Annotated in this window: 22 protein-coding genes and 1 pseudogene; 9 read left to right on the top strand and 14 right to left on the bottom strand. The window is 75.1% G+C overall.

The window, feature by feature from the left end:
* Positions 1–26 precede the first annotated feature (26 nt).
* Positions 27–527 (bottom strand): WXG100 family type VII secretion target, encoded by a 501-nt coding sequence (locus tag LO771_RS20920; protein ID WP_230654725.1) that lies wholly within the window; start codon positions 525–527, stop codon positions 27–29.
* 196 nt (positions 528–723) lie between these two features.
* On the opposite strand from LO771_RS20920, the gene LO771_RS20915 reads away from it, so the two are divergent.
* A complete protein-coding gene (locus tag LO771_RS20915) occupies positions 724–1,320 on the top strand; it encodes a hypothetical protein (RefSeq protein WP_230654723.1) in 597 nt (198 codons plus the stop codon).
* 29 nt (positions 1,321–1,349) lie between these two features.
* Here the strand turns inward: LO771_RS20915 and LO771_RS20910 are convergent, their stop codons facing one another.
* The 4 genes from LO771_RS20910 to LO771_RS20895 all read right to left on the bottom strand — a co-directional run bounded on the left by LO771_RS20910 (position 1,350) and on the right by LO771_RS20895 (position 6,248).
* Positions 1,350–4,043 (bottom strand): right-handed parallel beta-helix repeat-containing protein, encoded by a 2,694-nt coding sequence (locus tag LO771_RS20910; protein WP_230654721.1) that lies wholly within the window; start codon positions 4,041–4,043, stop codon positions 1,350–1,352.
* Positions 4,044–4,131: 88 nt separating this feature from the next.
* A complete protein-coding gene (locus LO771_RS20905) occupies positions 4,132–5,466 on the bottom strand; it encodes an EsaB/YukD family protein (RefSeq protein ID WP_230654720.1) in 1,335 nt (444 codons plus the stop codon).
* A gap of 75 nt (positions 5,467–5,541) precedes the next feature.
* A complete protein-coding gene (locus LO771_RS20900) occupies positions 5,542–5,868 on the bottom strand; it encodes a WXG100 family type VII secretion target (protein WP_230654718.1) in 327 nt (108 codons plus the stop codon).
* A gap of 26 nt (positions 5,869–5,894) precedes the next feature.
* Positions 5,895–6,248: a WXG100 family type VII secretion target gene (locus tag LO771_RS20895; protein WP_230654716.1), complete on the bottom strand. Its 354-nt coding sequence runs from the start codon at positions 6,246–6,248 to the stop codon at positions 5,895–5,897.
* Positions 6,249–6,577: 329 nt separating this feature from the next.
* Between LO771_RS20895 and LO771_RS30805 the strand changes: the two genes are divergently transcribed.
* Together LO771_RS30805 and LO771_RS20885 are read left to right on the top strand one after the other, a co-directional pair.
* Positions 6,578–7,426: an RICIN domain-containing protein gene (locus LO771_RS30805; protein WP_308188961.1), complete on the top strand. Its 849-nt coding sequence runs from the start codon at positions 6,578–6,580 to the stop codon at positions 7,424–7,426.
* Between the two features lie 134 nt (positions 7,427–7,560).
* A pseudogene (locus LO771_RS20885) lies at positions 7,561–7,761 on the top strand (universal stress protein); the annotation flags it as partial.
* 79 nt (positions 7,762–7,840) lie between these two features.
* On the opposite strand, the gene LO771_RS20880 reads toward LO771_RS20885, so the two are convergent.
* Positions 7,841–8,458 carry a TetR/AcrR family transcriptional regulator gene (locus LO771_RS20880; RefSeq protein WP_230654712.1) on the bottom strand — a complete coding sequence of 206 codons (618 nt, stop codon included), beginning with the start codon at positions 8,456–8,458 and terminating at the stop codon, positions 7,841–7,843.
* A gap of 158 nt (positions 8,459–8,616) precedes the next feature.
* Between LO771_RS20880 and LO771_RS20875 the strand changes: the two genes are divergently transcribed.
* Complete coding sequence (locus LO771_RS20875) at positions 8,617–9,291, top strand: response regulator transcription factor (RefSeq protein WP_230654710.1); 675 nt, start codon at positions 8,617–8,619, stop codon at positions 9,289–9,291.
* Between the two features lie 63 nt (positions 9,292–9,354).
* On the opposite strand, the gene LO771_RS20870 is transcribed toward LO771_RS20875, so the two are convergent.
* The gene (locus tag LO771_RS20870; RefSeq protein ID WP_230654708.1) at positions 9,355–9,888 is read right to left on the bottom strand and encodes a hypothetical protein; all 534 of its coding nucleotides are present in this window, start codon (positions 9,886–9,888) and stop codon (positions 9,355–9,357) included.
* Between the two features lie 382 nt (positions 9,889–10,270).
* On the opposite strand from LO771_RS20870, the gene LO771_RS20865 reads away from it, so the two are divergent.
* Positions 10,271–10,750: an Rrf2 family transcriptional regulator gene (locus LO771_RS20865; protein ID WP_230654707.1), complete on the top strand. Its 480-nt coding sequence runs from the start codon at positions 10,271–10,273 to the stop codon at positions 10,748–10,750.
* A gap of 58 nt (positions 10,751–10,808) precedes the next feature.
* On the opposite strand, the gene LO771_RS20860 is transcribed toward LO771_RS20865, so the two are convergent.
* Positions 10,809–11,999 carry a globin domain-containing protein gene (locus LO771_RS20860; RefSeq protein ID WP_230654705.1) on the bottom strand — a complete coding sequence of 397 codons (1,191 nt, stop codon included), beginning with the start codon at positions 11,997–11,999 and terminating at the stop codon, positions 10,809–10,811.
* Positions 12,000–12,345: 346 nt separating this feature from the next.
* Here LO771_RS20860 and LO771_RS20855 point away from each other — a divergent pair, with 346 nt between their 5' ends.
* Positions 12,346–13,353 (top strand): DUF1996 domain-containing protein, encoded by a 1,008-nt coding sequence (locus LO771_RS20855; protein ID WP_230654703.1) that lies wholly within the window; start codon positions 12,346–12,348, stop codon positions 13,351–13,353.
* Between the two features lie 525 nt (positions 13,354–13,878).
* Here the strand turns inward: LO771_RS20855 and LO771_RS31680 are convergent.
* Positions 13,879–14,385, bottom strand: coding sequence for a hypothetical protein (locus tag LO771_RS31680; protein WP_374228208.1), 507 nt, complete (start codon positions 14,383–14,385; stop codon positions 13,879–13,881).
* Positions 14,298–15,512 carry an MFS transporter gene (locus LO771_RS20845; RefSeq protein WP_230654699.1) on the bottom strand — a complete coding sequence of 405 codons (1,215 nt, stop codon included), beginning with the start codon at positions 15,510–15,512 and terminating at the stop codon, positions 14,298–14,300. Before LO771_RS20845 ends, LO771_RS31680 begins: the two co-directional genes overlap by 88 nt.
* A gap of 90 nt (positions 15,513–15,602) precedes the next feature.
* Between LO771_RS20845 and LO771_RS20840 the strand changes: the two genes are divergently transcribed.
* Positions 15,603–16,364, top strand: a complete 762-nt coding sequence (locus LO771_RS20840; RefSeq protein WP_230654697.1) for a DeoR/GlpR family DNA-binding transcription regulator — start codon at positions 15,603–15,605, stop codon at positions 16,362–16,364.
* Positions 16,365–17,358: 994 nt separating this feature from the next.
* Here the strand turns inward: LO771_RS20840 and LO771_RS20835 are convergent.
* The gene (locus tag LO771_RS20835) at positions 17,359–18,393 is read right to left on the bottom strand and encodes a 3-oxoacyl-ACP synthase III family protein (protein ID WP_230654696.1); all 1,035 of its coding nucleotides are present in this window, start codon (positions 18,391–18,393) and stop codon (positions 17,359–17,361) included.
* Positions 18,390–20,333, bottom strand: a complete 1,944-nt coding sequence (locus LO771_RS31130; RefSeq protein WP_304944849.1) for a ThiF family adenylyltransferase — start codon at positions 20,331–20,333, stop codon at positions 18,390–18,392. The genes LO771_RS20835 and LO771_RS31130 overlap by 4 nt, the downstream gene beginning before the upstream one ends.
* 333 nt (positions 20,334–20,666) lie before the next feature.
* Here LO771_RS31130 and LO771_RS20825 point away from each other — a divergent pair, with 333 nt between their 5' ends.
* Complete coding sequence (locus tag LO771_RS20825) at positions 20,667–21,380, top strand: 4'-phosphopantetheinyl transferase superfamily protein (RefSeq protein ID WP_230654694.1); 714 nt, start codon at positions 20,667–20,669, stop codon at positions 21,378–21,380.
* Positions 21,381–21,856: 476 nt separating this feature from the next.
* Here the strand turns inward: LO771_RS20825 and LO771_RS20820 are convergent, their stop codons facing one another.
* Positions 21,857–22,429, bottom strand: coding sequence for a TetR/AcrR family transcriptional regulator (locus tag LO771_RS20820; RefSeq protein ID WP_230654690.1), 573 nt, complete (start codon positions 22,427–22,429; stop codon positions 21,857–21,859).
* Between the two features lie 111 nt (positions 22,430–22,540).
* On the opposite strand from LO771_RS20820, the gene LO771_RS20815 reads away from it, so the two are divergent.
* Positions 22,541–23,452 carry a chlorophyllase gene (locus LO771_RS20815; RefSeq protein ID WP_230654688.1) on the top strand — a complete coding sequence of 304 codons (912 nt, stop codon included), beginning with the start codon at positions 22,541–22,543 and terminating at the stop codon, positions 23,450–23,452.
* Positions 23,453–23,797: 345 nt separating this feature from the next.
* Here LO771_RS20815 and LO771_RS20810 read toward each other — a convergent pair whose 3' ends face one another.
* The gene (locus tag LO771_RS20810; protein ID WP_230654682.1) at positions 23,798–24,583 is read right to left on the bottom strand and encodes a transglutaminase-like domain-containing protein; all 786 of its coding nucleotides are present in this window, start codon (positions 24,581–24,583) and stop codon (positions 23,798–23,800) included.
* Positions 24,584–24,691 lie beyond the last annotated feature (108 nt).

Raw genomic sequence — 24,691 nt, 5'->3', positions numbered from 1 at the left:
CCGGGAGGGGTGGTCCGGAGACGCGGCTACGCATCGGGCAGGAGGGCGGCCTTGGGCGCGGACGGCTCCGTCGCGGCGGGTGCCGGGCCACTGCCGGGCGAGACCCGTTCCGTGGCGGGCCTGAGCCGGTGGTCGTCGTGGCCGGCCACGGCTTCGCGGCGCGGCACACCGTGGTGCGACCGGCCCTGGCGGGAGCCCCCGTGGTGGGACCCGACCCTGTCCTGGTGCGTCATGAGGCTGCGGTGGTTGTGCTCCTCCGCGGTCGAGTAGTTGGCATGGGCGGTGTGCATGCGGCGGACCATCTCGTCGAGCAGGTCCCGAAGGTCCCGCGCGACGTTGGTGAACCAGGTCTCCACCGGGGTGAGCGTGTCGGCGGCCGGACTGACCCATGCGGTGTTGATCGACGTGAAGGTCCGGCTGATGCCGTCCAGGGCCTCGTCGATCCGGGACGCGTGGCGCCGGACACCCGCGGCCGCGTCGGCGAGCTCCTGGAGGTCGACCTTGAATTCCCTGTCCGAAACACCCATGAGAAACCCCTCAACCAGGCGCATGCGCCTTTTCCCGTCATTGCGATCCGTTCCGGCAGAAGCTGTGCCTGAAATTCCCCGGAATCCGGCGGAATGCAGTGGGGCAGGCCCCCCCGTGCCACGATGTGCGGCGCTGCGATAAGGCCGTCGTCCGCATTCCGCGGGACGGCTCCCCACCGGAGGAAAGGACCGGCCCATGGGAGATCCGAACGCGCCCGACCCGAACGCGCCCGATCCGGACGCGGGCAAGGACCTCGGCTACCTCGTCCCGGACCTGGGCGTGATCTGGCCGGCACCACCCACGTTCAACGACCCGCCGCCGTCGCCGGACGGCGGCAAGGGCGGCAACGCGACCGACGTGGTGCCGACGGGGCTGCTGGACATCGACCTGGCGGGCCTGCGGAGCGCCGAGACGACCGTGCTCGGGGCACTCAGGGCCACCATCGCCGACTACACCGCGCTGCGCGACACCGTGGAAGCGGGCAAGGACACCGTCTTCGGGCAGCACGCGACCGTCAAGTGGCAGTGGACCAGCCACAACGGCGGGGCAGGAGGGGAGCCGGGAAGCCTGCAGGAGCACGAACGGGACGTGTCGGCCTCCTTCCAGAAGAACGCACGGGACTTCGCCGCCACCATGAACCCGGTCCAGGAGAAGGTGCTGCTGCAGATCGGCAACGCCCTGGAGCTCGTAGGACAGTTCCTTGCCGCCGTCAACCAGGCAGGGCAGTCGTACGCCCTCATGGACCGCAAGGCGGAGCTCCCGCCGCCGCCCGGCGGCAGCCCCGTCGTCTGAGCGGGCGCAGCGCCCCCGGTGGAGCCGCATCAGCGCACCACCGGGGGCAGGTCCTGCGGCAGGATCACACTGAGGTCCTCCGTGCTGGGCCCGTCGATGCCGGCGACCCGCTGCGCGTGCCGCTCGGTCATCAGCTGGAACACCTGGCGCGCCGTGCGCCCGTTGCCGAAGCGCTCGTTGCGCTCCACCGCCTCGAAGTGGCCGAGCAGGCCGTCGAGGGTCTCCTGCGGCAGGACGTACTGGTGGCGGCCGGCCTGGCCCCGGACGATCTCCACCAGCTCAGGTCCGGAGTAGTCGTCGAAGTGCAGGGTGCGGGTGAAGCGGGACGCCAGGCCGGGGTTGGAATCGAGGAGGCGCTCCATGTCGGCGGGATAGCCGGCGGCGATGACCACGACCTCGTCCCGGTGGTCCTCCATGAGCTTGACCAGCGTCGAAACCGCCTCCTGGCCGAAGTCCGCGCCCTGCCCCTGGGGCACCAGCGCGTACGCCTCGTCGATGAAGAGCACCCCCCCGATCGCGCGCCGGAAGACCGCGGTGGTCCGGGGGGCGGTGTGCCCGAGGTACTCTCCGACGAGACTGCCCCGGTCGGCCTCCACGAGGTGGCCGCTCCCCAGAACGCCCAGGGCCGCCAGGATCCTGCCGTACAGGCGGGCCACCGTCGTCTTGCCCGTGCCGGGGTTGCCGGCGAAGACCAGGTGCTGGCTGAGCGGCGGGGCGGCCAGTCCGGCCTCGCTGCGGCGCCGGACCATGCGCATGACCGCGGTCAGTGCCGCGACCTCGCGCTTGACCTCGCGCAGGCCGACCAGCCGTTCCAGTTCGCCCATCAGCCCGGGGAGCAGGTCCTCGCCGGCGGCACCGTCGCGCCCGGCGACGGGGGCCGGGGCGGCACCGGGCACGTCCTGCGGGTTCCCCGCCGGGGCGTCGGAGGCGGCGGGCGCGGTGAAGGCCGGCGTGGTGGAGGCGACACCGACCGCGGTGCATCCCTCGAAGACGGGCGCGGCACCGTCGGCGAGGTACACGTCCTCGGCGGTGTCCTTGACGACACAGCGTCGCAGCACGGGCGCGGCCTCCGCGCCCACGTACACGGCGGGGAAACCGGTCCCGGAGACCATGCAGTCCTCCAGGAGTCCCGCGGCGCCGTCGTGGAGGTACAGGCCGTTCTTGGACGCTCCCGCCACCCGCAGGGAGCGGATCCGCGGCCGGGCCCCGCTCCACACCACGAGGCCGCTGCCCCGGGTGTCCTCGATCGTGAGGTCCTCGATGGAGGGCTCGCAGCCCTCGTCGAGCAGGACCCCGGCCGAGCCGGCGGATTCGATCCGGCCGCCGATGATGACGGCGCCGGTCCCGGCGCCGAACTCGACGGCGGTCCGCCCGGCGGCACGGACCTCGCAGGAGGTGAGGAGCGGGCGGTGGCGGGTGGCCAGGCTGATCCCGGTGTCCGCGCCGTCGACGACGCAGGCGCGCAGCACCGCGTCGCCGTCCCGGACGGCGATCCCGGTCATCCGGGAGCGTTCGACGCGGGTGCGCTCGGCCTCCAGGTCGGCGCCGGCGCCGACGCTGACGCCGTGTTCCGCACTGTCGGAGACCGTGCAGTCGCGCAGTCCGGCGCGGGTCCGCTCGCCGAGGTGGACCGCTGTGAAGCCCGTACGGGAGACCGTGCAGCCGCTCATGTCGAGGACGGCCCCGCCGTCGAGGTGGACGCCGTTGGCGCCGGAGTGCAGCAGGGCACCGCCGTGGACGGAGGCGCGGGCCCGGTCCGCGAGCGCCAGCGCGGTGCCGGCGGAGTCGGAGACCCGGACACCGTGGAGCTCCAGGAGGGCCGCACCGGTCGCGACGACTCCCCCGCCGCCGGTCGCGCGGACCTGGCAGTCGCGCATCCACAGGTCCCCGGCGTTGCAGACCAGGACGCCCTGGGCGCCCGTACCGGAGACCTCGCACCGGTCGAGTCGGGTCCGGTGGGCGGAGGGGTCGCGCCGGGGCGCGGGGCCGTCCTGCGGGCCGGTCGCTGACTCGTCCGCGCCGGAAGGCTCGATCCGCACGCCCTGGGCCCCGGTGTCGTGGAGCCTGCAGTCGGTGAGCAGGGTGCCCGCCCGTCCGAGGACGAGGAGGGCGACGTCGCCGCAGTGTCCGACGACCGCCTCGTGCAGGACGGCGGAGGAGGACCCGCCCAGCACGACCCCGCTCCCTCCGGCCCCGGTGACGGTCAGGTGGCGGGCCTCGACACGCGCCTCCCCGTCGGCCAGCAGGCCGTGGCCGTCGACCGACTCCACCGTGCAGTCCTCGATCACGGTGGTGCTCGTGCCGGCCAGGTGGAGTCCGGCGCGGACGGCACCCTCCACCGAGCAGCGGCGCAGGGTGGCGGAGGCGTCGAGGGCGACCTCGATCCGGCCGCCGAGGACGGTGCAGTCCTCCACCACGGGGCTTCCCCCGCGGACGGCGAGGGCCGGACCGCCCGCGGCGGGACCCTCGAGGTGCAGGCCGTGCAGGGTGGCGGCACAGCCGGTGAGGGTGACGGCCGGGCCCCGGGGAGAGACGATGCGGACCGTCCCCGGGCCCTTCTCGGCCCGCACGGTGACGTCCCGGTCGATGACCAGGGCCTCGTGGTAGACGCCGGGCCGGACGAGTACGACACCCCCGGCGTCGGCGGCCCGGACGGCCGCACCGACCGACCGGTGGGCGCCCCAGCCGCGCTCGGCGACGCGGAGCTGCCTCGTCGCGTTCACCGTGTCCCCCGCGGACCGCCGGAGGTCGGGGCGGGGGCCGGTCCGGCGGGACGGGACAGTCCCCGGGACGGGGTGCGTGCCGCGGCCCTCACAGGCTCTCCCCGAGGGCGAGGAGGTAGGTGAACATGCCGAAGAGGCCCATGGACAGCGGGATGCAGGCGAGGGAGAGGAACCAGGCGAGCGAGTCGGGCCAGGAGGGCCGCTCGGCGGGCTCGTCCGCGGCCGAGAAGGCCCGGACCGTACCGAGGGCGAGGAGCGGGAGGGCGGCGAGGAGGACGAGGGAGGGCCCCGTCCAGCCGGGTGCGCCGAGCTCACGCGGCAGGTGGAGCGCGGTCGCGGTCAGGCCGCACACGCCCGCGGCCAGCGGGGGCAGGACGGCGGCTGCCAGGGTGAGGCGACCGGCCGACAGGAGCAGGGAGAGCGACATGCAGACCGCGAACGCGGGGGCGTAGGGGCCGTCCGCGGTGCCCAGGACGACGAGGCAGGGGACGAGGAGCGCCGCGCACAGCCAGGAGATGCCGACGAGCATCAGCCGCGCGGTGCGCACCAGGCCCGGCACGTCGGTGTCCGTGCCCTGCCGGACCTCAGATCCCCGTTCCGGGGTGAGCCCCAGGGCGGCGATCTGCCCGGCGAGGGTGGGCGCGGCAGCGAGGACCGCGGAGGCCACCACGGCTACGGCGGAGGCCGACTGCTGGAGGTCCGCTGCGACGGAGGCCAGGAAGGTGGAGAGGGCGAAGACCAGGAGGGCCAGGGCCAGCACGGCCGACCCGACGGCGTGCGGGACGACCAGCCGGGCGACGAGCGCGCCGAGGAAGACGCCGGCCACGACGAACGCCGGGCCGCTCCCGTCGCCGCTCCTCGCCGCCGGGAGACAGAACGCGGCAAGTCCGCAGAGCGGGACCGCGGCGAAGGCGGCGGTGAGGCGCACGCCGACGGGAAGCGACCAGCCCCGGCGGGTGGCGTGGCCGGCCCCGGCGGCCAGCAGGAGGCCTGCGGCGGTGCACAGGGCGGCGAGGACGGGAGCCGGGGATTCCGACAGGGCGAGAGCCGCCAGGCCGGCCACGATCCCGGCCAGGGCCAGGACGGTGGCGGTGAGGGCACGCAGCCGGACGTCCCAGACACCCTTGACGGCGGCCTCCGCCACCTGCTCCTCGAGGTCCGTGACCACCGGCTCGTCGAACTCGCCGGACAGGACGTCGGTGAGGTAGAGGGTGGCGCCGTCGAGGATCCCCGCCTCCGCCAGGGACGCGGTCGGGGGTAGGGGTGCGGCCCCCGGCAGGGACAGCGACCAGGCGGCGGGCAGCGCGTCGTGCGCGGAGTCGTCCTGGCCGCACAGGCGCAGCAGTTCAGGGGTGTACTCGGCGATCGCCGCACGTGCGGGGACCGCGATGTCGACCCGCCGCAGCTCTCCCACGACCGTCACGTGGCAGCGCTCGTTCTGCACTCGGTGGCCTTTCTCGGTGTGCTCCGGACTCGCTCCCGTCCCCGCCGGGACGGCTCAGGAGGTGCGCCAGGTGGAGATGTTGGCTTCTTCCTCGATCTGGTAGTTGGTCCAGGACTGCCTGACGACGGCCGCGATGGTGCCGAGGACACCGACCTCCGCCTCGCTGCCGAAGAGGGTCCGCGCCGCCGTGTCCCAGTCGGCCATGCAGGACTGGTAGTAGGTGGCGGCCCGGCTCTGGCTCCACGCGTCGATCAGAGGGCTCAGCTTGTTGCGCAGTGCGATGAGCTCGTTCTCGATGTCCTGGGCCCTCGACTCGAGGGTCTGGCCCGCCGGCTGCAGTCCGCCGCCGACGAGGATCGGGGTACCGTCCACACTGGCCATCGGGGTTCCTCCTGCTGTGGTCGGGGTCAGGCGAGCCTGGCCGCGGGGATGTGCACGGTGCCGATGTGCTGCTGTGCGCTGCGCTCGGCGGTCTCGTAGTTCAGCGCCGTTCCGCCCAGGCCGCCCGCGATCTGAGTGAGGGCGGTGTGCAGCAGCTGGGCGGCGGCGTCGTAGGTGGCCATCAGGTGCTGGAACTGGTTCGAGGCGCTGCCCTGCCAGTCGGCCTCCAGGCCGAGGACGTACGTCTTCAGTTCCGCCAGGTGGCTCTGGACCGTGGCTGCGGTCTGCGTGCAGGAGGCGGCCCCCTGGGAGACCTCGGCGATGGTGACCTTGTAGAGGGTGCCGCCGTCGATCGGGAACGAGCCGTGGTTCACGGACACGGGCGCAGCCTTCCGTCGCAGTCTGGCAGAGGAGTCGGGGAACGGGCCGGCGGGTCCGGCGGTGCCGGATGCCGGCCTCTCGGCCGACCACAAAGTAATCGCCTGTCAGAGGTGGGGCCAGCGGCACGGGGAACCGGCGGCGACGTCTTCCCGATCGCCCACCGGGGGACTGCCCGAGAGGGCAGCCCCGGGATTGCGCGGAAAAGGGGGAGGGTGGCGACCGCCCGCACGGGAGGCGGCTGTCTAGAATTCCCTCGCTCCGGCCCTGGATACGGATACGGCGGCCCGGAAGCACATTCCTCTTGACCGATGCCTCATCCTCCGTACGAATGCAGCGCAGACGGCGGATGAAAGGAGCGAGAATGCACGAATCCTCGGACAGTGAGCCCCGCGGCCCCGGGATACCCGGGTTCGCCCGCAGTTTCGCGGGCAGGGCCCGCCGGATCGCCGGGGGAGGGGGACCGGGCCCCGGCTCCCGGGCGGTGACCGCCTGCGTGCTCGTCGCCGCGGTTGCGGGGGCCGTCGTCGGCGTGGGGGCACTGCGGTCCGGCACTCCCGGCGACGGCGGGAAGCCGCCCGCGGCGGCCGCGGCGACGCCCACGGCCACCGCCGCCACCCGCACACCGGACGCGCCCCCGACCCCCAGCCCGTCGGGCCGCCGCGGCTCCGGACGGGCGGCGGTCCCGCCGCGCGCCGCGGCGACGGTCACCGCGACCGTGACGGCCCGGCCGGGTACGGCCGCCCCTTCGGCGACATCAACGGCGTCCGTGACGCGGACGCAGGCGGCGACGCCCGCGGGACGCGGAATCGTGGGTGCCGCGTCGCACCGGTGCATCGCCGTGCCAGGCGGGCAGGGCCGGGACGGCACGCCGCTGCGGATCGAGGACTGCACCGGGACGGCCGGGCAGCGGTGGGTGTTCGCCCGGGACGGCTCGGTCGGTGCGCTCGGCATGTGCATGGACGTCGCCGGCGCGGACTGGCACAGCGGGACCGTGATCCAGCTGGCCCGGTGCAGCGGGAACGCAGCTCAGAAGTTCGTCCTCACCCCGGCGGGCGACCTGGTGAACCCGCGGTCGGACAAGTGCGTCGACGTCACCGACCGGGCGACCGGCAACGGAGCGGCGCTGCAGCTGTGGACCTGCAAGGGCACGACCAACCAGAAGTGGTCGCTCCGCTGACCGTCCGGTCCGGCCTCGGGCGACGCGGACGGCCGACGCCGCGCCGGACCGCCGCCCCCGTCCTGCGGTCCTCGCGCATCCGTGCCCCCCGTCCGTGACACGGCGGCGGCGGCTTCCCCTGAGAGCTGGAGGAGGGCGCACGGGGCGCCGGCGTGCGGGTGGAGTCCGGCTCCCTGAGCGGCGACCCCTTCCGGGAGCTCTCCCCGCTCGCGGAGGAGCTGCAGGCGGACGCGGTCGTGGCGGGCGCCTCGACACACACCGGGCACCGGCTGGTCGGGTCCCTGGCGGTGCGGCTGGTGCGTGCCGGGCGGCGGCCGGTCACCGTGGTGCCCTGAGGACCCGGGCGGGCCCGGTCCGGAGCCGTGTCGGGCCTGGTCGGCGCCGAGGGGCACTTCACCCTTCGGCGCCGTGGACTCACCGCCCCAGCAGTTCCCGGCACGCCTGCTCGGCCAGCCACGTCTCGGCCCGGTCGAACGACCAGCCGCTCTGCTCGTGGAGGGTGAGGAAGGACGGATAGCACAGGTAGAACCTGAGGACGTCTGCGGCGTGCCGGTCGTCCACGCCGGGCCGGAGGGCGCCGAGCTCCCCGAGCCTCCGGCCCGCGGCGGTGAAGGCGTCCTGGAGTGCCTGCTGGGCGAGGGCGAGCTGGCCCGCCGCGCCGGGGTCGTGCGGCGCGGCGGCCGTGACGACGCGGACCAGGTCGCCGACCTCGTCCAGCATCCTGCGGGAGGACGCGGCGATCCCCCGGACGACGTCGCCGGGCTCGTCCGTCACCGCCCCGCAGTCCTCGGAGGCCTGCATCGCAGGATGCCGCACCCAGGTCCGCGCAAGCTCCCCCAGCAGCCCCTGCTTGCCGCCGGCCACCGCATAGACGGTGGCGGGAGCGACGCGGGCCTCCGCGGCGACGTCCTCGACCTTGGTGGCGAAGTACCCCTGCGCGGCGAAGAGCCGCCTCGCCGCGTCCAGGATCGACCGGCGCGTGGCCTGCGCGTACTCCTCACGGCGGGTGAGGGGGCGGGATGTCTGCGTCATCGCCCCAGGCTACCCGCCTGACCCGCCCTCCGGTGACCGGAGTCCAACTCTGATGGTTGATACTGTAACTATCAGACGGTGCGGAACTCCACCAGGAGGGCCCCAGCGGCCGCGCACCCGCGCACGGCACCGCGGAACCCGACCCCCAGGACGCCCCGATGGACACCGATCCCGCACCCGCCGGCACTGCCGGCACCAGGAACGTCAGGCCGCGCCTCGCCGTCATCGGCTGCGACACCCTCTCGGCCGAGGGGGCCGACGCCTACTTCCGGTCGAGCAGACCGGTGGTCCTGCTCGACCCCGACCACGCGGGAGAGGCGGACGTCGTCCTCGTTCTCACACGCCGGGTGACGGACGAGCTCCTGATCCGGATGGAGGAGCTGCGCCGGACGGCGGCCAACCCCGCGATGCGCTTCGTCATGGTGGCGGACGCCGTCGACGAGCCCCGGCTGGTGCGGGCGGTCGGCTGCGGGCTGGTGGCACTGCTCCCGCGCGCCTCGACCACCTTCTCCCGGGTCACCGAGGCGGTCCTCCGCAGCGCCCAGGGGAAGGCCGACCTGCCGGACACGGCGGTGCGGGCGCTGGTCGAGGAGATCGGGTCGATCCAGCAGAACGTGCTCGCCCCCAGGAACCTGACACCGTCGGGCCTGTCCACCCGGGAGGTGGACATCCTGCGGCTGCTCGCGGAGGGGTTCGACCTCGCCGAGATCGCGGCCAAACTGCACTACTCGGAGCGGACGATCAAGAGCACCATCCATGGCGTGCTCACGCGCCTCTCCCTGCGCAACCGCGTGCACGCCGTCGCCTACGCCTTCCGCCGCGGCCTGCTGTAGGACCACCGTCCGGCGCCACCTGCCCCCGTCCGCGGATCCCGTCGGGACCCGGGGCAGGGCCCCTCAGCGGGCGGCCGCGTCCGCGCCCGCCCGCGCGAGCCAGGCCGGGACGTCGACACCCGCCTCCTCGGCGAACTGCAGGGCGATGCGGGCAAGCATCGTCGCGACCTCCGTCCGGTCCGCGCCGGCGAACAGCTCCCATCCCTCCACACCCGGGGTCCCGTGGTACTGCCACGACAGCAGTGCGACGCAGGAGCGCTCGACCGCACCCGCCGGAGGAACGGCCCGGGGAGGCTGCGCGGGGGCTCTGCCGGCCAGCTCCGCCAGGAGCGCTGCGGCCTCACGCGGTCCCGTGCAGGCCGCCAGGTGCAACGGGGTGAGGTCGTCGTCCTCGGGGTGGAGGCCGACTGCGTGCGGGACCTCCGGGCCGGCGTCGGCCCTGCGGACCAGCCGGACGTCCTCCCGCAGGGACTCCAGTGTGCAGGCCGAGTGGGAGACGCCGCGGGAGATCGTCGCGACGGTGCGGATGGCACTGCGGTACAGGACGGCGAGTTCGTCCAGGGCGTCGTGGAACCGCTGGGACTCGCTCGTGGACACGTCGGGGAGTTCGATGGCGCTGCTCCGGAAGGCGGGCGAAGGGGAACGAGGGCGGGGAGTCGGGGGCAGGGGCGCCACCCGGGCCGTCCCTGCATTCTGGACGAACGGAACCGCGGCCCTCCGGCCGCGTGCCCGAGAGTGCGCAACGACTGCCCGGGCGCCCCGGCGGCGGACCGGCCCCGGGCCGCGGACCGACCGGAATACGGTCGCCCCCGACAACCGGATCTCCCGGTCCCCTCCTCGGCAGTGGCCCCACCGCATCCGCCCGCCCGGACCGTCGAACTCCCACGGCCTGCGACAGGACCGCCGGGCGTCGGCGGCCTGGCAGGATGCACGGTTGATAAGTCGGTATAGAAATGCCTATTTTTGGTAGACTGAGCGGATGAGGCTCACCAAGTTCACCGACCTGTCCCTGCGCATCGTCATGCGCCTGGCGGCGGCCGGCCAGGACGAGCTGCTGACGACCCGCGAGGCGGCCGAGCAACTGGCCGTGCCCTACACGCACGCGGCGAAGGCGGTCCACCGGCTGGCCGAGCTGGGGGTCGTGGACGCCCGCCGCGGCCGAGGCGGCGGCCTGGCCCTGAGCACGTCCGCCGAGGCGTTCTCCGTCGGCTGGCTCGCCCGGGAGCTGGAGGGCGTCGGCGACGTGGTGGGCTGCGACGACGCGGTGCCGTGCCCGCTGCGCACGGGATGCCGCCTGCGGGGGGCCCTGCGGCGCGCGCAGGAGGCCTTCTACGCGGTCCTGGACGAGCTCACCATCGCGGACCTGGTCGCGGGGCCGACCGGCCCGCTCCTCCTGAGCCTGCCCGCGCCGGCGCACCACCGCCCGCAGGGGGCGGATGCGGCGGCCGCCGCCGGCTGACACCGGCGGCGGCCGCACCCCCCGGGCGGTGCGGAGGCGTCCGCACCCCCCGGACGTCTCAAGCCCCGGCGCCCAGCCACAGGTCGGGGCCGAAGACCTCGTAGTGGATGTCGGCCGGGCGGACGCCGGCCTCGATGAGCTGTCCGCGGACCGAGCGCAGGAAGGGGAGGGGTCCGCACAGGTAGGCGGTGGTGCCCGCCGGGACCTCCACCGTCGAGAGGTCGACGAGGCCGCTCCGGTGCTCCGGCCACTCCCCCACCGGGCGCTGGTAGAAGATGTGCGCCTCGGCGTCGGCCAGCCTGCCGACGAGCCGGTGCAGGTCCGGGCGGAAGGCGTGCGCGAACTGGTCGCGGTCGGCGTGGACCGCGATCACCCGGCGGGTCGCCCCGGTGGCGGCCAGGTGGGAGAGCATGCCGACCATGGGGGTGCAGCCGATGCCCGCCGAGGCGAGCAGCACCGGGGCGTCGCCGCCGCCCAGCGTGACGTCCCCGAAGGGATGGCTCACCAGGAGCGTGTCACCGACGCCGACGTGCTCGTGCAGGTGGTTGGAGACCTCTCCGTCCGGCGTGCCGGTGACCCGCTTCACGGAGAACTGCAGGGCGCCGTGGGGGTGGCCGGAGAGGCTGTACTGGCGGATCTGGCGCGCGCCGTCGGGCAGTTCGGCCTGGACGGAGACGTACTGGCCGGGGAGGGAGGCGGGCACCGGCCCCCCGTCCGCCGGGCGCACCAGGAACGTGGCGACGTCGTCGGTCTCCAGGTGCCTGGAGACGACGGTCCACGGGCGCATGACCGCCCCCGGCCCCACGCCCGCACCGGCGTAGAGATCCTTCTCCAGGGCGATGAGGGCGTTGGCCATCAGCCAGTAGACCTCGTCCCAGGCGGCCGCCACCTCGGGGGTGACCGCCTCGCCCAGCACCTCGGCGATCGCGGCGAACAGGTGCTCGTGGACGACCTCGTACTGCTCGGGGGCGATGCCGAGCGAGGCGTGCTTGTGGGCGATCCGGCGGAGCATCGCGTCCGGCCGCTGCGCGGGGTGGGACACCAGGGCGGAGGCGAAGGCGGCGATCGCGCCCGCCAGGGCCTGGCGCTGGGCGCCGTTGGCCTGGTTGCCGCGGTTGAAGAGGTCGCGGAGCAGTTCGGGGTGGGCCTCGAAGAGCCGCTCGTAGAAGCGTGCGGTGATGTCGCCGACGGCGGCGCCGACGGCGGGGAGGGTCGCTTCGACGACGGGGGCGGCCTGGGGGGACAGCATCAGTGGTACTCCTGGCTCTGGCTTCCGGGATGTCGTGCGGGAGGGGCACCCGTCTCCGGGCGGGCGCGGTGCGCCCCTGACGACGGGGCGCTCCGCCCCTTGCGGCGGAACCCCTGCGGGGCCCTTCGGGGCCGCACGGCCCCGGGTCCGGACCGGCGGACCGGGCGTGCGGAAACCGTTCGCCGCACGCCGGAGCCTCCGTCCGGTCCGGAGCGCATCCGCATAACTTGCATATTACATACCCATTTAAATCGGCGCCGTCGAGAGGGCGCGGCGCGCACATCGGACGGCCGAAGCTGTTGTTGATCCTTTGACCAACCGGCCGGGCCGCTGCGACACTGCACGCATGGAGATCGGCATCATGTCCGGAAAGCGGACACGCGGCCCGGCATTCGCCGCCCTCGCCGGCCTCGCCGCCATCGCAGCCCTCTGCCTGGGAGTCCTGCGGCCCGGCCCCACCGGTCCGGCCCACGCCGGCCCCGTCCCCGCACCCGGGTGGTCCGTCGACATCCGCGAGGTCGCCCCCATGGCCGACCCGCCGCCCGCCCCGGGGGCCTCGACCGGGTCCTGGACCGAGGACTGCGGACGGAACGAGGAGCACCACCGGAACACGGACAACGTCGTGCTCTCCCCCGGCGTCTCCATGGGCGCGCACCACACCCACGACTACGTGGGCAATCTGTCGACCGACGCCTTCTCCACCGACGACAGCCTGGCTGCGGCCGGGACGACCTGTACGGACGGCGACCGGTCGACGTTCTTCTGGCCCGTGCTGCGGGTGCCGGGCGGCGAGGGCGGCGGGGACGCCCACGGCACGGCGGGGACCGACGGCAACACGGGGACCGTCCTCGACCCCGCCTCGGTGTCCATCGGGTTCTCCGGCAGCCCGACGGGCCAGGTCGTGCCGATGCCGCGCTTCCTGCGGCTGGTCACCGGGGACGCGAAGGCGGCCACCGACGGGGGCGCCCACGCCCGCGCGGAGTGGGGGTGCGAGGGCTTCCCCGGCCGCCTCTCCCTGCGGTACACGCGGTGCCCGGTCGGCCACCGGCTGACCACCACCCTGGACTTCCCCGACTGCTGGGACGGGCTGCGCACGGACAGCGCCGACCACCGCAGCCACGCGGTCTTCCCCCTGCCGGGGGGCTCGTGCCCTCAGGGCACCTTCCCGGTGCCGCACCTGCGGGTCGTGGTCGCGTACGCGGTCCCGCCCGGCACCCCGGTCGCGCTGGACTCCTTCCCCGAGCAGCGGCACGACCCGTCGACCGGCCACGCCCTCTTCATCGACGTGATGTCCGACTCCCGGATGGCCGAGGTCGTGGCGTGCATCAACGAAGGGCGGCACTGCCGGGACTGACGGGCGGTGCCGGCGGGGAGGCCGTGACCACCCGGGAGGGGCGCCGGTCCCGGTCCGCCTGCACGAAGGGGAAGGCTCTCCGGGCGGAAAGGGCACGGCGCTGGATCGGCGGGCCCGGGGTCCGCACGATGGGACCTGCGGCCGGAGGCGTCGCCGGCCCCGCAAGCGGTTGGGGGGCCGGGCCCGTGGGTGCGGGTTTCGACGCCGCCGGCCGGGCGGACGGCCGGGGGAGGCTGTGACCCGCCGTTCCGGACCGCACGGGAGGGTGTGCGGCCCGCGTCCGGGACCGCCGGTGCTTCCCAGGGCGCCGGCGGTCACCGGTACGGGGGCGCAGGACCGGCGCTCCCCGGGGTGCCCGCCGCCCGCCGGGCGTGCCGTGGCCCCCTGCCGGAGCGGTCCGCGTCCGCTGCGGGCCGTGCGGTCCGCCCCTGCGTCCGGACCCCGCTCCCCGGAGTCGGCGGACGACACCCCCGGCAGGAAGCCGCCCGCGGCACCGCCGGGCGGAGGCCGCCGCCGGGCCGCTGCTCAGACGGACCCGGCGGGGACGCAGTAGCGGAGTCCGTCGACGAGCAGGGCGATCATGCGCCGCGTGTGGCCGTCGGTGTCGTCCTGGGCGGGCAGGGTCAGGTTGCCCACGGCACGCAGCAGGTCCTCGGGGTCGATGTCGGAGCGGATGCGGCCGGCCCGGGCGGCGGTGCCGAGCAGTGCGCCGAGGACGGGCACGACGCGCTCCTGGAAGTGGGCGGGCAGGCTGTCGTAGGCCGGGTCCCCCGAGTGCAGGGCGGCGCTGAGGCCGCGCTTCGTGGCGATGAAGCCCGCGAAGCGCCGGAGCCACCGGGTGAGGGCGTCGACCGGTTCGCACGCGGCCGCAAGGGCGGGGGCGGCGTCGACCGGAAGCAGGAGGGCAGGCGGCCCCGGGCGGCCCGCCCGTGGCGCACCAGCGGTCAGTGGCTGCCGGCTGCCATCCCGCTCCCGCGGGTGCGGCCGGCTCCGGTACGCAGGACGCGGGCACCCACAGCGGTGGTCCCGCACAGCAGGGTCAGCAGGACGAAGGCGTGGTTGAGGGCGACGAGGTGGGTCAGCCAGCCGATGACGGCGGGGCCGGCGAGCATGCCGACGTAGCCGAGTCCGGCGACGCGGGAGACGTTCGCGCCGGCGGCCGCGGGGTCGGTGTGCCCGGCCGCGCTGAACAGCTGCGGGACACAGCCCGACAGGCCCAGCCCGAACAGGGCCCAGCCGGTGAACGCAGCCCACATCCACGGGCCCAGGGCCACGAGCGTGATGCCGACGGCGGCCGCGGCCGCGCCGTGGCGCAGGATCGCCATGGACCCGAAGCGGGCGACGAAGCGGTCGGCGAGCAGCCGGCCGAGGGTCATGGCCGCCGCGAAGGTGCCGTACGCGAAGGCGGCCGTGCCGGCGGGCGCACCGAGGACGTCCTTCAGGTGCAGAGCGCTCCAGTCGTTGGCGGCACCCTCGCACAGCATGATCATCAGTGCCAGGACGGCCAGCAGCCGGACCCGCCCCGTGCTGCTGCGGCGCTCGGCGGCCGATGCCGCCCCGGGCTCCGTCACGGAGCCGGATCCGGGGTCCTCGACGGCGGGGGTGGCGGGCAGCAGGGCGCGTGCCGAGGCCAGGGCGACCACGACGCCCACGGCTCCCGTGGCGGCCATGCCCACGGCCGGGTTCAGGCCCGCGCTCGCCGCGCCCGCTCCGACGAGCGAGGCGAGGACGCCGCCGACGGAGAACGTGGCGTGGAAGCCGGACATGACGGGACGGCCGTACGCCTTCTCCACGTGCACGGCGTGGGCGTTCATGCTCACGTCCAGGCAGCCGTTGCAGAACCCGAAGACCAGCAGCGCGCCGGCCAGCGTCCACGGATCCTGGGCGAGGCCGGGCAGGGCCAGGGCGGCGCCGCACAGGATGCCGCTGGCGGGGACCACGATGCGCGAGCCCAGGCGGTCGGTCAGGGGGCCGGCCACCTGCATCCCGATGAAGGCTCCGAGCCCGAGCAGCACCAGCAGGCCGCCGAGGGTGGCGTGGCTGATGCCCACGCGGTCCTCGATGGCGGGGATGTGCACCACCCAGATGCCCATCAGGGTGCCGCACAGGACGAAGTAGATGTAGGTCGCCCCACGGGCGGCTCGAAGCGAACGTTCCATGCCGCCCACCGTAACGAACATTAATTATGTTTGAAAGTCCATACAATGAACGTACTGACTGTTTGATTCCTGGTGGTGTTCAATCGCGGTATGAGCAACGCAGACCGGCACGGACTGATCGCCAAGGCCGTCAGGGACTCCGGCGGCGCCACGGTCCGGGAACTCGCCGAGCTGACCGGCGCCTCGGAGATGACCATCCGGCGCGATCTCGACACCCTCGCCGCCCAGGGTGTCCTCGAACGCGTCCGAGGCGGGGCACGCACCCTGCTGCTCCGCGGCGAGGAGCCCCCCTTCGCGCTGCGCGCCCGCGAATCGGTCGACACCAAACGCCGGATCGCGGCCGAGGTCTCCGCGCTCATCGCCGACGGCGAGAGCGTCCTGCTGGACAGCGGCACCACCTGCCTGGAGGTTGCCCGGCTCCTGCGGGAGCGGCCCGTCACCGTGATGCCGTTGTCCCTCCAGGCCATCCACCTGCTCGGCGAGACACCCGGCGCGGCCACGCTGGTCGTGCCCGGGGGGCAGCCCCGCGCGGCCGAGGGAGCCCTCACCGGCCCGCTCGCCCTCGCCTCCCTGGCCGCCCTGCGCTTCGACACAGCCGTCATCGGCTGCTGCGGACTGAGTGCGGCCGACGGCCTGACCGCCTACGACCTCGACGACGCCGCGGTGAAGAAGGCGGGTATCGCCTCGGCCCGCCGCACCATCGTCGCCACCGACGGCACCAAACTCGGCCGCACCGCCTACGCCTACGTCGGCCCCGCCACCCTCCTGCACACCCTCGTCACCGACACCGCCGCACCCGCCGAAGAAGTGGCCGCGCTCGAGGGCGCAGGCACCACGGTCAAGACCGTCTGACCGCTCCGCCGTGCGGGCGCGCCGCCCCCGCACGGCGGAGACCGGCCTCGTGGCCCGCTTCCCGCTCACCCCTGGGAGCCGGCCATGCCGGGATCCGCGCGCGAACCTCGGGCCTCGACCCCGGATGCCGGACACGGGGGTGTGCGGCTCGGGTGAGCGTGGTCGACGGTGTGCCGGGCGCGTTCTCATGGGCGACGGGGCTGCGGTGTCCGAGGCGGGAGTGACGGCGGACGGTGGTGTGGCGGTGCAGCCGTCGGAGGAGCTCCAGGCGGGCCTCGCGCTCGCTGGACCGGCCGGTGCGGCCCTGCAGGGTCTCGCGTCCGAGGGGGCGTTGAACCTCTCGGCGGCGGCGTTGTCCGCGCTGCTGCCCGCCGTCCTCGTCGACTGGACCACGCCGGCCCGGCGGCAGGCGTCGGCGAAGGCCCGGGAGCCGCATGGGGCTCCGCGGTCGGTGTGCATGATCGCTCCGGCGAGGCTGCCGCGGGTGCGCTCCGCCGCGTGCAGGGCGTCGACGACCCGGTCGGCGCGCGGGGCCCCTCCTGCCCGTCGGTGGGGGTCGGCCGACCTGCCGTGCGGGTGCCGGGGCGCCGCCTGTCGGCAGCCCGGATCCGGTTGCGCAGCGTCTCGGAGTCGATCCCGGGGTCCTCGGCGACCGACGTGACCGTCGCTCCCGGCCGCGAGCGGTACGGCGCGACCGCCTCGGCCCTGCACTCCGGCGGGTCGTGCTTCATCGCCATCGGTGCAGGACTCCTGTCCACCCGGACCATCAAGGTCCGGGTGCCTCCGGTGTCCGACATCCGGGGTCAGGCCCCAGGCCCTGGTGCCGGGCCCGGGCCCTGCCCTGCGCGGGCCGGCGGGAGGGGCGCCCCGGCAGGGTGCCGGGGCGCCGGTCGGGCGGTGGCCGCCTACGGTCCGGTCCGGTCAGGTCCGGCCGTGCGCGCGGGAGCGGGCGCGGCGGGCGGCGGATCGGGCGGGACCGTGCGGCGGGGGCCGGTCAGCCGTGGCGCAGGCACAGGGTGCCCCAGTGGAATCCGGCGCCGATGGCGGACAGGACGTAGGTGTCGCCGGGGCGCAGGCGCCCACGGGTGGTGGCGTGGTGGAGGGCGGTGAACATCCCGGCCGCGCCGGTGTTGCCGAGGGTGTCGAGGGTGACGGGGGCGCGTTCGGCGGGGACGCCGAGCTCCCTCAGGGTGTGGTCGAGGATGTTGATGTTGGCCTGGTGGAGGAAGAAGTGGTCGATGTCGGCCGGGGCGAGGCCGGCGCGGCGGACGGCGTTGGTGATGCTCTGCGGCAGGCGGGTGGTGGCGGTGTCCCACACCGCGCGTCCGTCCATGGCGAGGTAGTGCTCCCCGGAGGCGACGGTGTCGGGGCTGGCGGGCAGGCGTGAGCCGCCGGCGGCGATCTGCACCTGGTACGAGAGCTGGGACCCCAGGTCGTGGGAGAGCAGGCCGGCTCCGGCGGCCTCCGTCCGGGTGAGGACGGCCGCGGCCGCGGCGTCGCCGAAGAAGACGCCGGCGGTGCGGTCGCCGGGGCGGGTGACGCGGGAGGCGCAGTCGGCGGCCAGGACCAGGACCGTGGTGACGGAAGGGTTCTGCAGGAGGTGGGCGGCGAGCAGCACGGCGTGGACGCCGGAGGCGCAGGCCGCCTGGGTGACGTCGAACGCCAGGGCCCGCCGGGCGCCGAGCGCGTCCTTGACGATCAGTGAGGTGGAGGGCAGGGGCTGGTCGTGGGTGTAGCTGGCCACGATGACCGCGTCCAGGCCGGCGGGGGTGAGGCCGGCGGCCCGCAGGGCGGGTCCCGCGGCGGCCAGGCACATGTCGGAGGTGGCCAGGCCCGGGTCGAGGCGGCGGCGCTGGCGAATGCCGGTACGGGCCACGATCCACTCGTCGGTGGTGTCCAGGGTCCGGGTGAGGTCCTCGTTGGTGACGACGGTCGGGGGCAGGTGGACGGCGGTGCCCGCGACCGTGAACGGGACCGGCAGGCCGGCCCCGGTGTGGGTGTCGGCGGGCAGTTCGCGGGTGAGGGTCATGCGACGGTGCTCCGGTCTCCAGCGGTGAGGGCCTCGAGGTCGGTGTAGAAGCGCCCGGAGGGGCGGGGCCGGCCGAGCAGGATGCGGCGGGCGGCGTCCGTGACCAGGGCGCCTCCGAGGGCGACGCCGGAGGCGAGCTGGGGCCAGCTGCTGAGCGTGGTGCCGATCTGCGGGACGGCGGCGGCGAGTTCGGGGCTGATCCGCTCCCGGTCGACCATGTCGAGGATGAGGTCGACCGTCTCCTGGCGGGTGAGGCCGACCAGGTCGTCGGAGGTGGTGCCGCCGAGCAGGCCGTGGAGCAGCGGCCGGTCCGGTTCCAGGTCGAACCGCTCCACGTCCAGCAGGCCGCGGTCGTTGGCGTCCATCACGACCGGGACGCCCAGCGCGCGGGCCCGTTCGCGGGCGGCGATCTTCACCCAGGGGGTGTCGCACTCCTCGACGAGCAGGTCGAGGGGGCCGCTGCCGCCGGTGAAGAACTCCTCCAGGGTCTCCTCGGTCAGGCCGCCGGGGTGGATCTCGATGTCCAGCCAGGGGTCGATCTCGGACATCTGGCGCGCCGCGATGACGCACTTGTTCAGGCCCAGGTGGTGCACGCCGGCGCGCAGCCGGTTGAGGTTGGACAGGCTCAGGGTGTCGAAGTCGGCCAGCCGGAAGGCGCCGCCGACGCCCTCCATCGCGAGGGTCAGGGCCGCACTGCTGCCCACGGAGAGCCCGATGACCCCCACGCGGCGGGTGAACAGGCGGCGCTGCTCGGGCCGCTCGATCCGTCCGCGGTTGCGGTCGGTGCGCACGAGGCGGAACTCCTCGCGCGGCAGCAGGTGCACCAGGCGGCCCGACCACGGGTACCACGCCCAGGTCCCGTAGTCGCGGGGATCGGTTCCGGCCAGCTGTTCGCGGACGGCGCGGTCGAGGTCCCCGCCGGCGAGGTCCCGGCCGGGCTCGCGGCTCCTGACCAGTTCCCGCAACTGCTCCCCGACCGTGTCGCAGACCTGGCGGACCCGGCCGGACTCCAGCAGGGCGTCGAGGGCGCGCCGGTCCCGGTCGTGCCGCGGCTCGTGGAGCACCGGCTGCCAGCATCCGTCACCGCTGTCGTCGCGGGGCCCGTGGGCGTCGGCCCCGGTGGCTCGGGTGGCTCCGGTGGCTCGGGTGGCTCCGGTGGCTCGGGTGGCTCCGGTGGCTCCGGTGGCTCGGGTGGCTCCGGTGCTGCCGGCGGCCGCCGTCGCGGCGGCCCGGCGCACCTCCGGCCCGTCCAGGCGCACCCGGTCGGAGGCCACCGCGGTCGCGGGGAAGGCCCCCTCCAGGTCCTCGACCAGGTCGGCGTACTCCCCGGCGCGGTCCACGGCCCGGTACAGCATGACGACGACGTCCTCGGTGTAGTGGTCCACGTAGCGGCGGGTCCCGCGGACCGGCCGGAAACCGAACCGCTCGTGGAACCGGTCCTGCCCGTCCGCCGTCCCCGAGGTGCCGATCATGGCCTTCGCGCCCAGGAAGCGCGCGGCGGCGATCGCCGACGCGTTCAGCCGGATCCCCAGGCCCAGCTTGCGCGCCCGGTGCTCGACCACCAGCCGGCTGTGCTCGAACGTTTCGGCAACGCCCAGTCCCTGCTCGCGCAGCAGCTCCTCGAACCGCTCCGCGCCCAGGTGGGCCCGCGTCTGGAACAGCTCGCCGGTGAGCGGCGTGGACAGCCTCACGTATCCCACGGGCGGCCCGTCCGGCCCGTGCCTGCCCACGAAGTGCCAGGCGCCGAAGTCCAGTTCCTGGTCGTCGGCGTACCCGCCGTCGTGCCGCCGGAAGTCCGGGCGCCGCCCGTTGTCGAACAGGATCCTCGCCCGCAGCTCCCGGACACGGCCCACCAGTTCCGAGGCGCCGCGCTCCCCGGGCCGGACCTGGAAGGCGGTGACGTGCCACGGAGAACCGGAGTCCCTACGATCGCTCTTCAAAAGTACGAATCTTTCCCTGCAGGCGCGTGCGCCTTGTGAACGTGTGGCAAGGGCGCACCGGTACGCCGGTGCGCTCCTTGATCACAACGAGCGCCGCCCCGAAACAGCACGGGCCTGCCCGGCGGCATCTGCGCCGCGTGCGGGCAGGGACGGCGGTCGGCCCGCCGGTGGCGCCCCGGCCGCCGTGCCCGGGGCGCCGCAGGGGTCCCGGCCTGCGAAGATCCGGGGGCCGCCTCCCCGGGACAGGCCCTCGCACACCGGCGTGCCCGCGGTCCCGTGCCGGCCGACCGGACCGTCCGGCGCCTCCGTGTCCGGCGTCTGTAGGGTGTGCGCGTGACGACCTGTGCGGTGCAGCGGCCCGTGGAGCTGCGGAACGGGGCGTGGGAGCAGCCGCTCCCCCTGCCCCTGCCGGGTGAGCCGCCCCGTCTGTGGCTCGTGCGCACCGACGGGTTCGGCGCCGACGCCTCCCGGCTGGCCGGCGCCGTGCTCGACGGCCGGGAGCGGGAGCGGGCCGCGGCGTTCCGGCAGGCCGAGGACAGGGACCTCTACGTGGGCGCCCACGTGGGACTGCGCCTCCTGCTCGGCGCCTACCTCGGTACGCAGCCTGCGGACGTGCCCCTGGAACGGCTGCCGTGCCCCCTGTGCCCGGAGCCCCACGGGCGTCCCGCGGTGCGCGGGAACCCCCTCCACTTCTCCCTGTCCCACAGCGGGGGGATCTGCCTGCTGGCCTTCGCCGCCACGCCGGTGGGCGTGGACACGGAGCGGGTCCCCGATCCGGCGGTCGCCGACGAGATCGGGGCGCTCCTGCACCCGCGGGAGGCCGCCGAGCTGCAGGAGTGCGACGCGGCGGACAGGCCCTCGGCGTTCGCCCGCGCCTGGGCCCGCAAGGAGGCGTACCTCAAGGGGCTCGGCACCGGGCTCGGACGCCCGCTGTCGCTGGACTACCTGGGCACCGGGGCGGACGGGATCGCCCAGCCCCCGGGGTGGACGGTCGGCGACGTCGCCGTCCCGGACGGCCACGCCGCCGCCGTCGCCGTCCAGGACTGACGGGGCCCCGGGGCCGACGCGTCCGGCGCCGGCGGAGAGGGCCCTCACCGGCCGCCGGACCCCGAGCCGGTGCCGACCACCCCGATGCGTTCCGGTGCCGCCGCGCTGTGGGACCGCTCCGACCCGCGGGGCACCGGCGGCTCTCCGGGGCCGTACGAGAGGCCGAGGAGCCGGGACCCGTGGGCGCGGTACCGGCATGGGCGCCGCCCCCGGGACCACGGGCAGGCGGCAGGCGGCAGGCGGTCCGGGAGCACCGTTCAACCGCGCTCCCGGTTCTGGCCGACCTGGCACCCGGTCGGACGCAGGAGCACCGCGCCGCCGCCACGCGACACGGCGGGCTCGCGGCCCGCCACGGGGCACCCGTCCTCGTCGCGGCCGTCACCGCGTGGTTGCGGCCTCGGCCGTCACGCGGTGGGAGCCACGGCCCGCGTCCCGGCCGTAGACCGGCGGTGCGCACGGCGGGCGGCCGGGTCCTGTCACCTCGCCCTGCGACGGCATCCGGCCAGGAGGGTTGCGACCATGTGCTCGGCGTCGGCCCGGTCGTAGTCGGGGCCGGTGATGCAGAGGTTCCCGATGGCGCGCATGAGTGTGTAGGCGGTGATGTCGGGGCCGAGTTCGCCGGCGGCGGCGCAGGCGTCGAGCAGCGTTGCGCAGGCCGGGACCAGGGTGTCGAGCATGAGGGCGTGGAGGTTCTCCAGCCCCGGATCACCGGACCCCAGGGCCGCGCCGAGGCCGTGCTTGGTCGCCAGGAACTCCACGAACGCGTCCGCCCAGCGGGTCAGGGCGGTGAACGGGGAGGCTGATTCCTCCAACAGGCGGGGGGCGAGTGCGGCGCACGTGTCGACCTGGTGCCGGTAGACGGCGGTGACGAGGTCCGCCCGGGTGGGAAAGTTCCGGTAGATCGTCCCGACGCCGACACCGGCACGTTCGGCGATGTCCCGGACGGGGGCCTGGACGCCCTGGTCCACGAAGACGGCCGCCGCGGCCGCCAGCACGGCGTCGCGGGTGCGCCGCGCCTGCGCCTGGCGTACTCCGACCAATTCCGGCACGAGGCCCTCCCTTTGCTCGCTTTACTCGCGGAACAATGTTCCGCTACTTTGACGGAACGCTGCTCCGCCAAAATACGGCAGGGCGCCCCCTGAAGAAAGCGCAGGTCCCCCATGCCTTCCGGCCACCTCAGCCACCGGATCGTCGCGGTCAAGCCCATCACCGTCCCCGCGCCCGGCCGCAGCGCCGACCTCCAGGTGAAGGTCACCGCCCCGCTGTCCGGCCAGGGCCTCCCCGTCATCGTGTTCTCCCACGGCAACGCATGGTCCATGGACGGGTACGGACCCCTCGCCGACCGGTGGGCGGCCGCCGGATTCGTCGTCGTGCAGCCCACCCACCTGGACTCCCGCCGCAACGGCATCACGTGGGACGACCCGCGCTTCGCCACCGTCTGGCGCGTCCGGATCGCCGACCTCCACGCGGTCCTCGACGGCCTCGGCGACATCCTCCTCCAGGCGGGCGGCCTGGAGACCCGCGTCGACCACGAGCGCATCGCGGTCGTCGGCCACTCCTGGGGCGCACAGACCGCAGGCGCGCTCCTCGGCGCGCGCGTGCTCGACGGCGACGGGGTTCCCGGAGAGGACTTCTCCCACCCCGCAGTCTCGGCCGGTGCGCTGATCGCTGCGACCGGAACCGGCGACACCCTCACCCCGTTCGCCGCCGAACACCTCCCGTTCATGAGGCCGGACTACTCCACCATGACCGCTCCGACCCTGGTCGTCGCCGGCGGCAAGGACCAGTCCCAGCTCTCCACCCGGGGGCCGGAGTGGTTCACCGACGCCTACCACCTCAGCCCGGCCCCGAAGAGCCTGCTCACCATCGCCGAGGGCGAGCACACCCTGGGCGGCCTCGCCGGCGAGGCGGTCTCCGAGACCACCGACGAGGACCCCGCCCGCGTGGCCCTCGTCGCCGACGCCGTCTCCGCCTACCTCCGCGACGCCTTCAAGCTCGACGGCGCCGCGTGGGCCGCCCTCGGCAACGCCGCCGCAGCCGGCGGCGGCACGTGGAGCATCACCGGCAAGTGAACCCGGCCGGGCCGCGCCGTCGACCGAGCCGGCCGGCAGCGCGCTCCGCTGCGCGAGCCCGGAGAAGCCCGACCCGGCCCCCGGCCACAGGACGGCTCGCGGCGGACCAGCGCCGCAGACGCCACGCGGCCGGGTGACCGGCGGTCCCGACGCACGGCCGGGGCGTGCCTGCCCGAGGAGCGGAGGACCGCCGGCCGCCCGATCGGCAGACCCGAGGCCCGGCGGGGCATCGCGGCCCGTACGGCAGGCCCCGGCCGGCCGCCCCCGCCGGACTCCGGGCGCACGTCCCGACGGTCCGGTCCGGGAACCTCACCCGGGGAGCCGGCTGACGGCGCCCCGGGACGATCACCGGAATCCGGCCCCTCGCCGCCCCAGGACGGGCTCGGCCAGCAGCCTCGCCGTGGCGCACAGGGTCTGGCCGTACCGGGCGAAGAGCTCGTCACGGGAGTCGAAGCGGCCCAGGTCCACGAGCAGGCGGGCCGAGAGGTCGCAGGTGCCGTCCGACGCCGGGCAGGCCGCGGCCCCGTCCCAGTCGACGGCGGTCCTGGACAGCGCCTCGAAGAGCGTCTCCGCACCGGCGTTGGTGAAGCCGCCGCCCGCCCGTCCGGCCGCACCGGCGAAGAGCTCCGACACCGGCAGCCACGGCGAGGCGGTGCGGCGCGACTCCGGCAGGCCGTCGATGCGGAACTCCGGCCAGGCCAGCACGACCTGGCCGGGGACGATCCGGCGCAGCCGGGGGAAGCGCGGGTACCAGAAGACGCCGTCCACGACCAGGCCGCGCACCCGGGTCGGCACGCCCCACGCCCGTGCGACCGCCTCCAGGACGGCCATCCGCTGGCTGCAGGAGCCGCGGCCGCGCCGCAGGACCTCGGACACCGGCCGCGTCTCCTCGACCGAGTACACCGGCCGCACCTCTGCCGAGATCCACCGGTGCGCGCGGCGGAGGGACGCCGCCTTCCCGCCAGGCCCCTCCCCCTCCCGGGGCGCCGCGCCGATGCTCCGCACGGCGTCCAGGACGCGCGGATGCCCCAGGTCGAGGATCGGCGTCGGCGCCGTGCCGCCGCGCACCGCACGGACGCCGGCCCCGGCCCGCCGGACCCGCCCGCGCGGCATCAGCAGCGCACTCACCATGGCCGTCCCCTCTCTCCCCGTCCGGCCGGACGGCCAGTCTCCCGCTTCTTTTGAACACGTTCACGTGCGGCCCCGCCCGATCCGGCGGGAGCGCGGCGCCGCGGACGC

Source organism: Streptacidiphilus sp. ASG 303, assembly GCF_020991365.1.
GTDB lineage: Bacteria > Actinomycetota > Actinomycetes > Streptomycetales > Streptomycetaceae > Peterkaempfera.
Note: the sequence above shows the minus strand (reverse complement) of the source record. Positions and strands in the feature narration are given on the sequence as shown.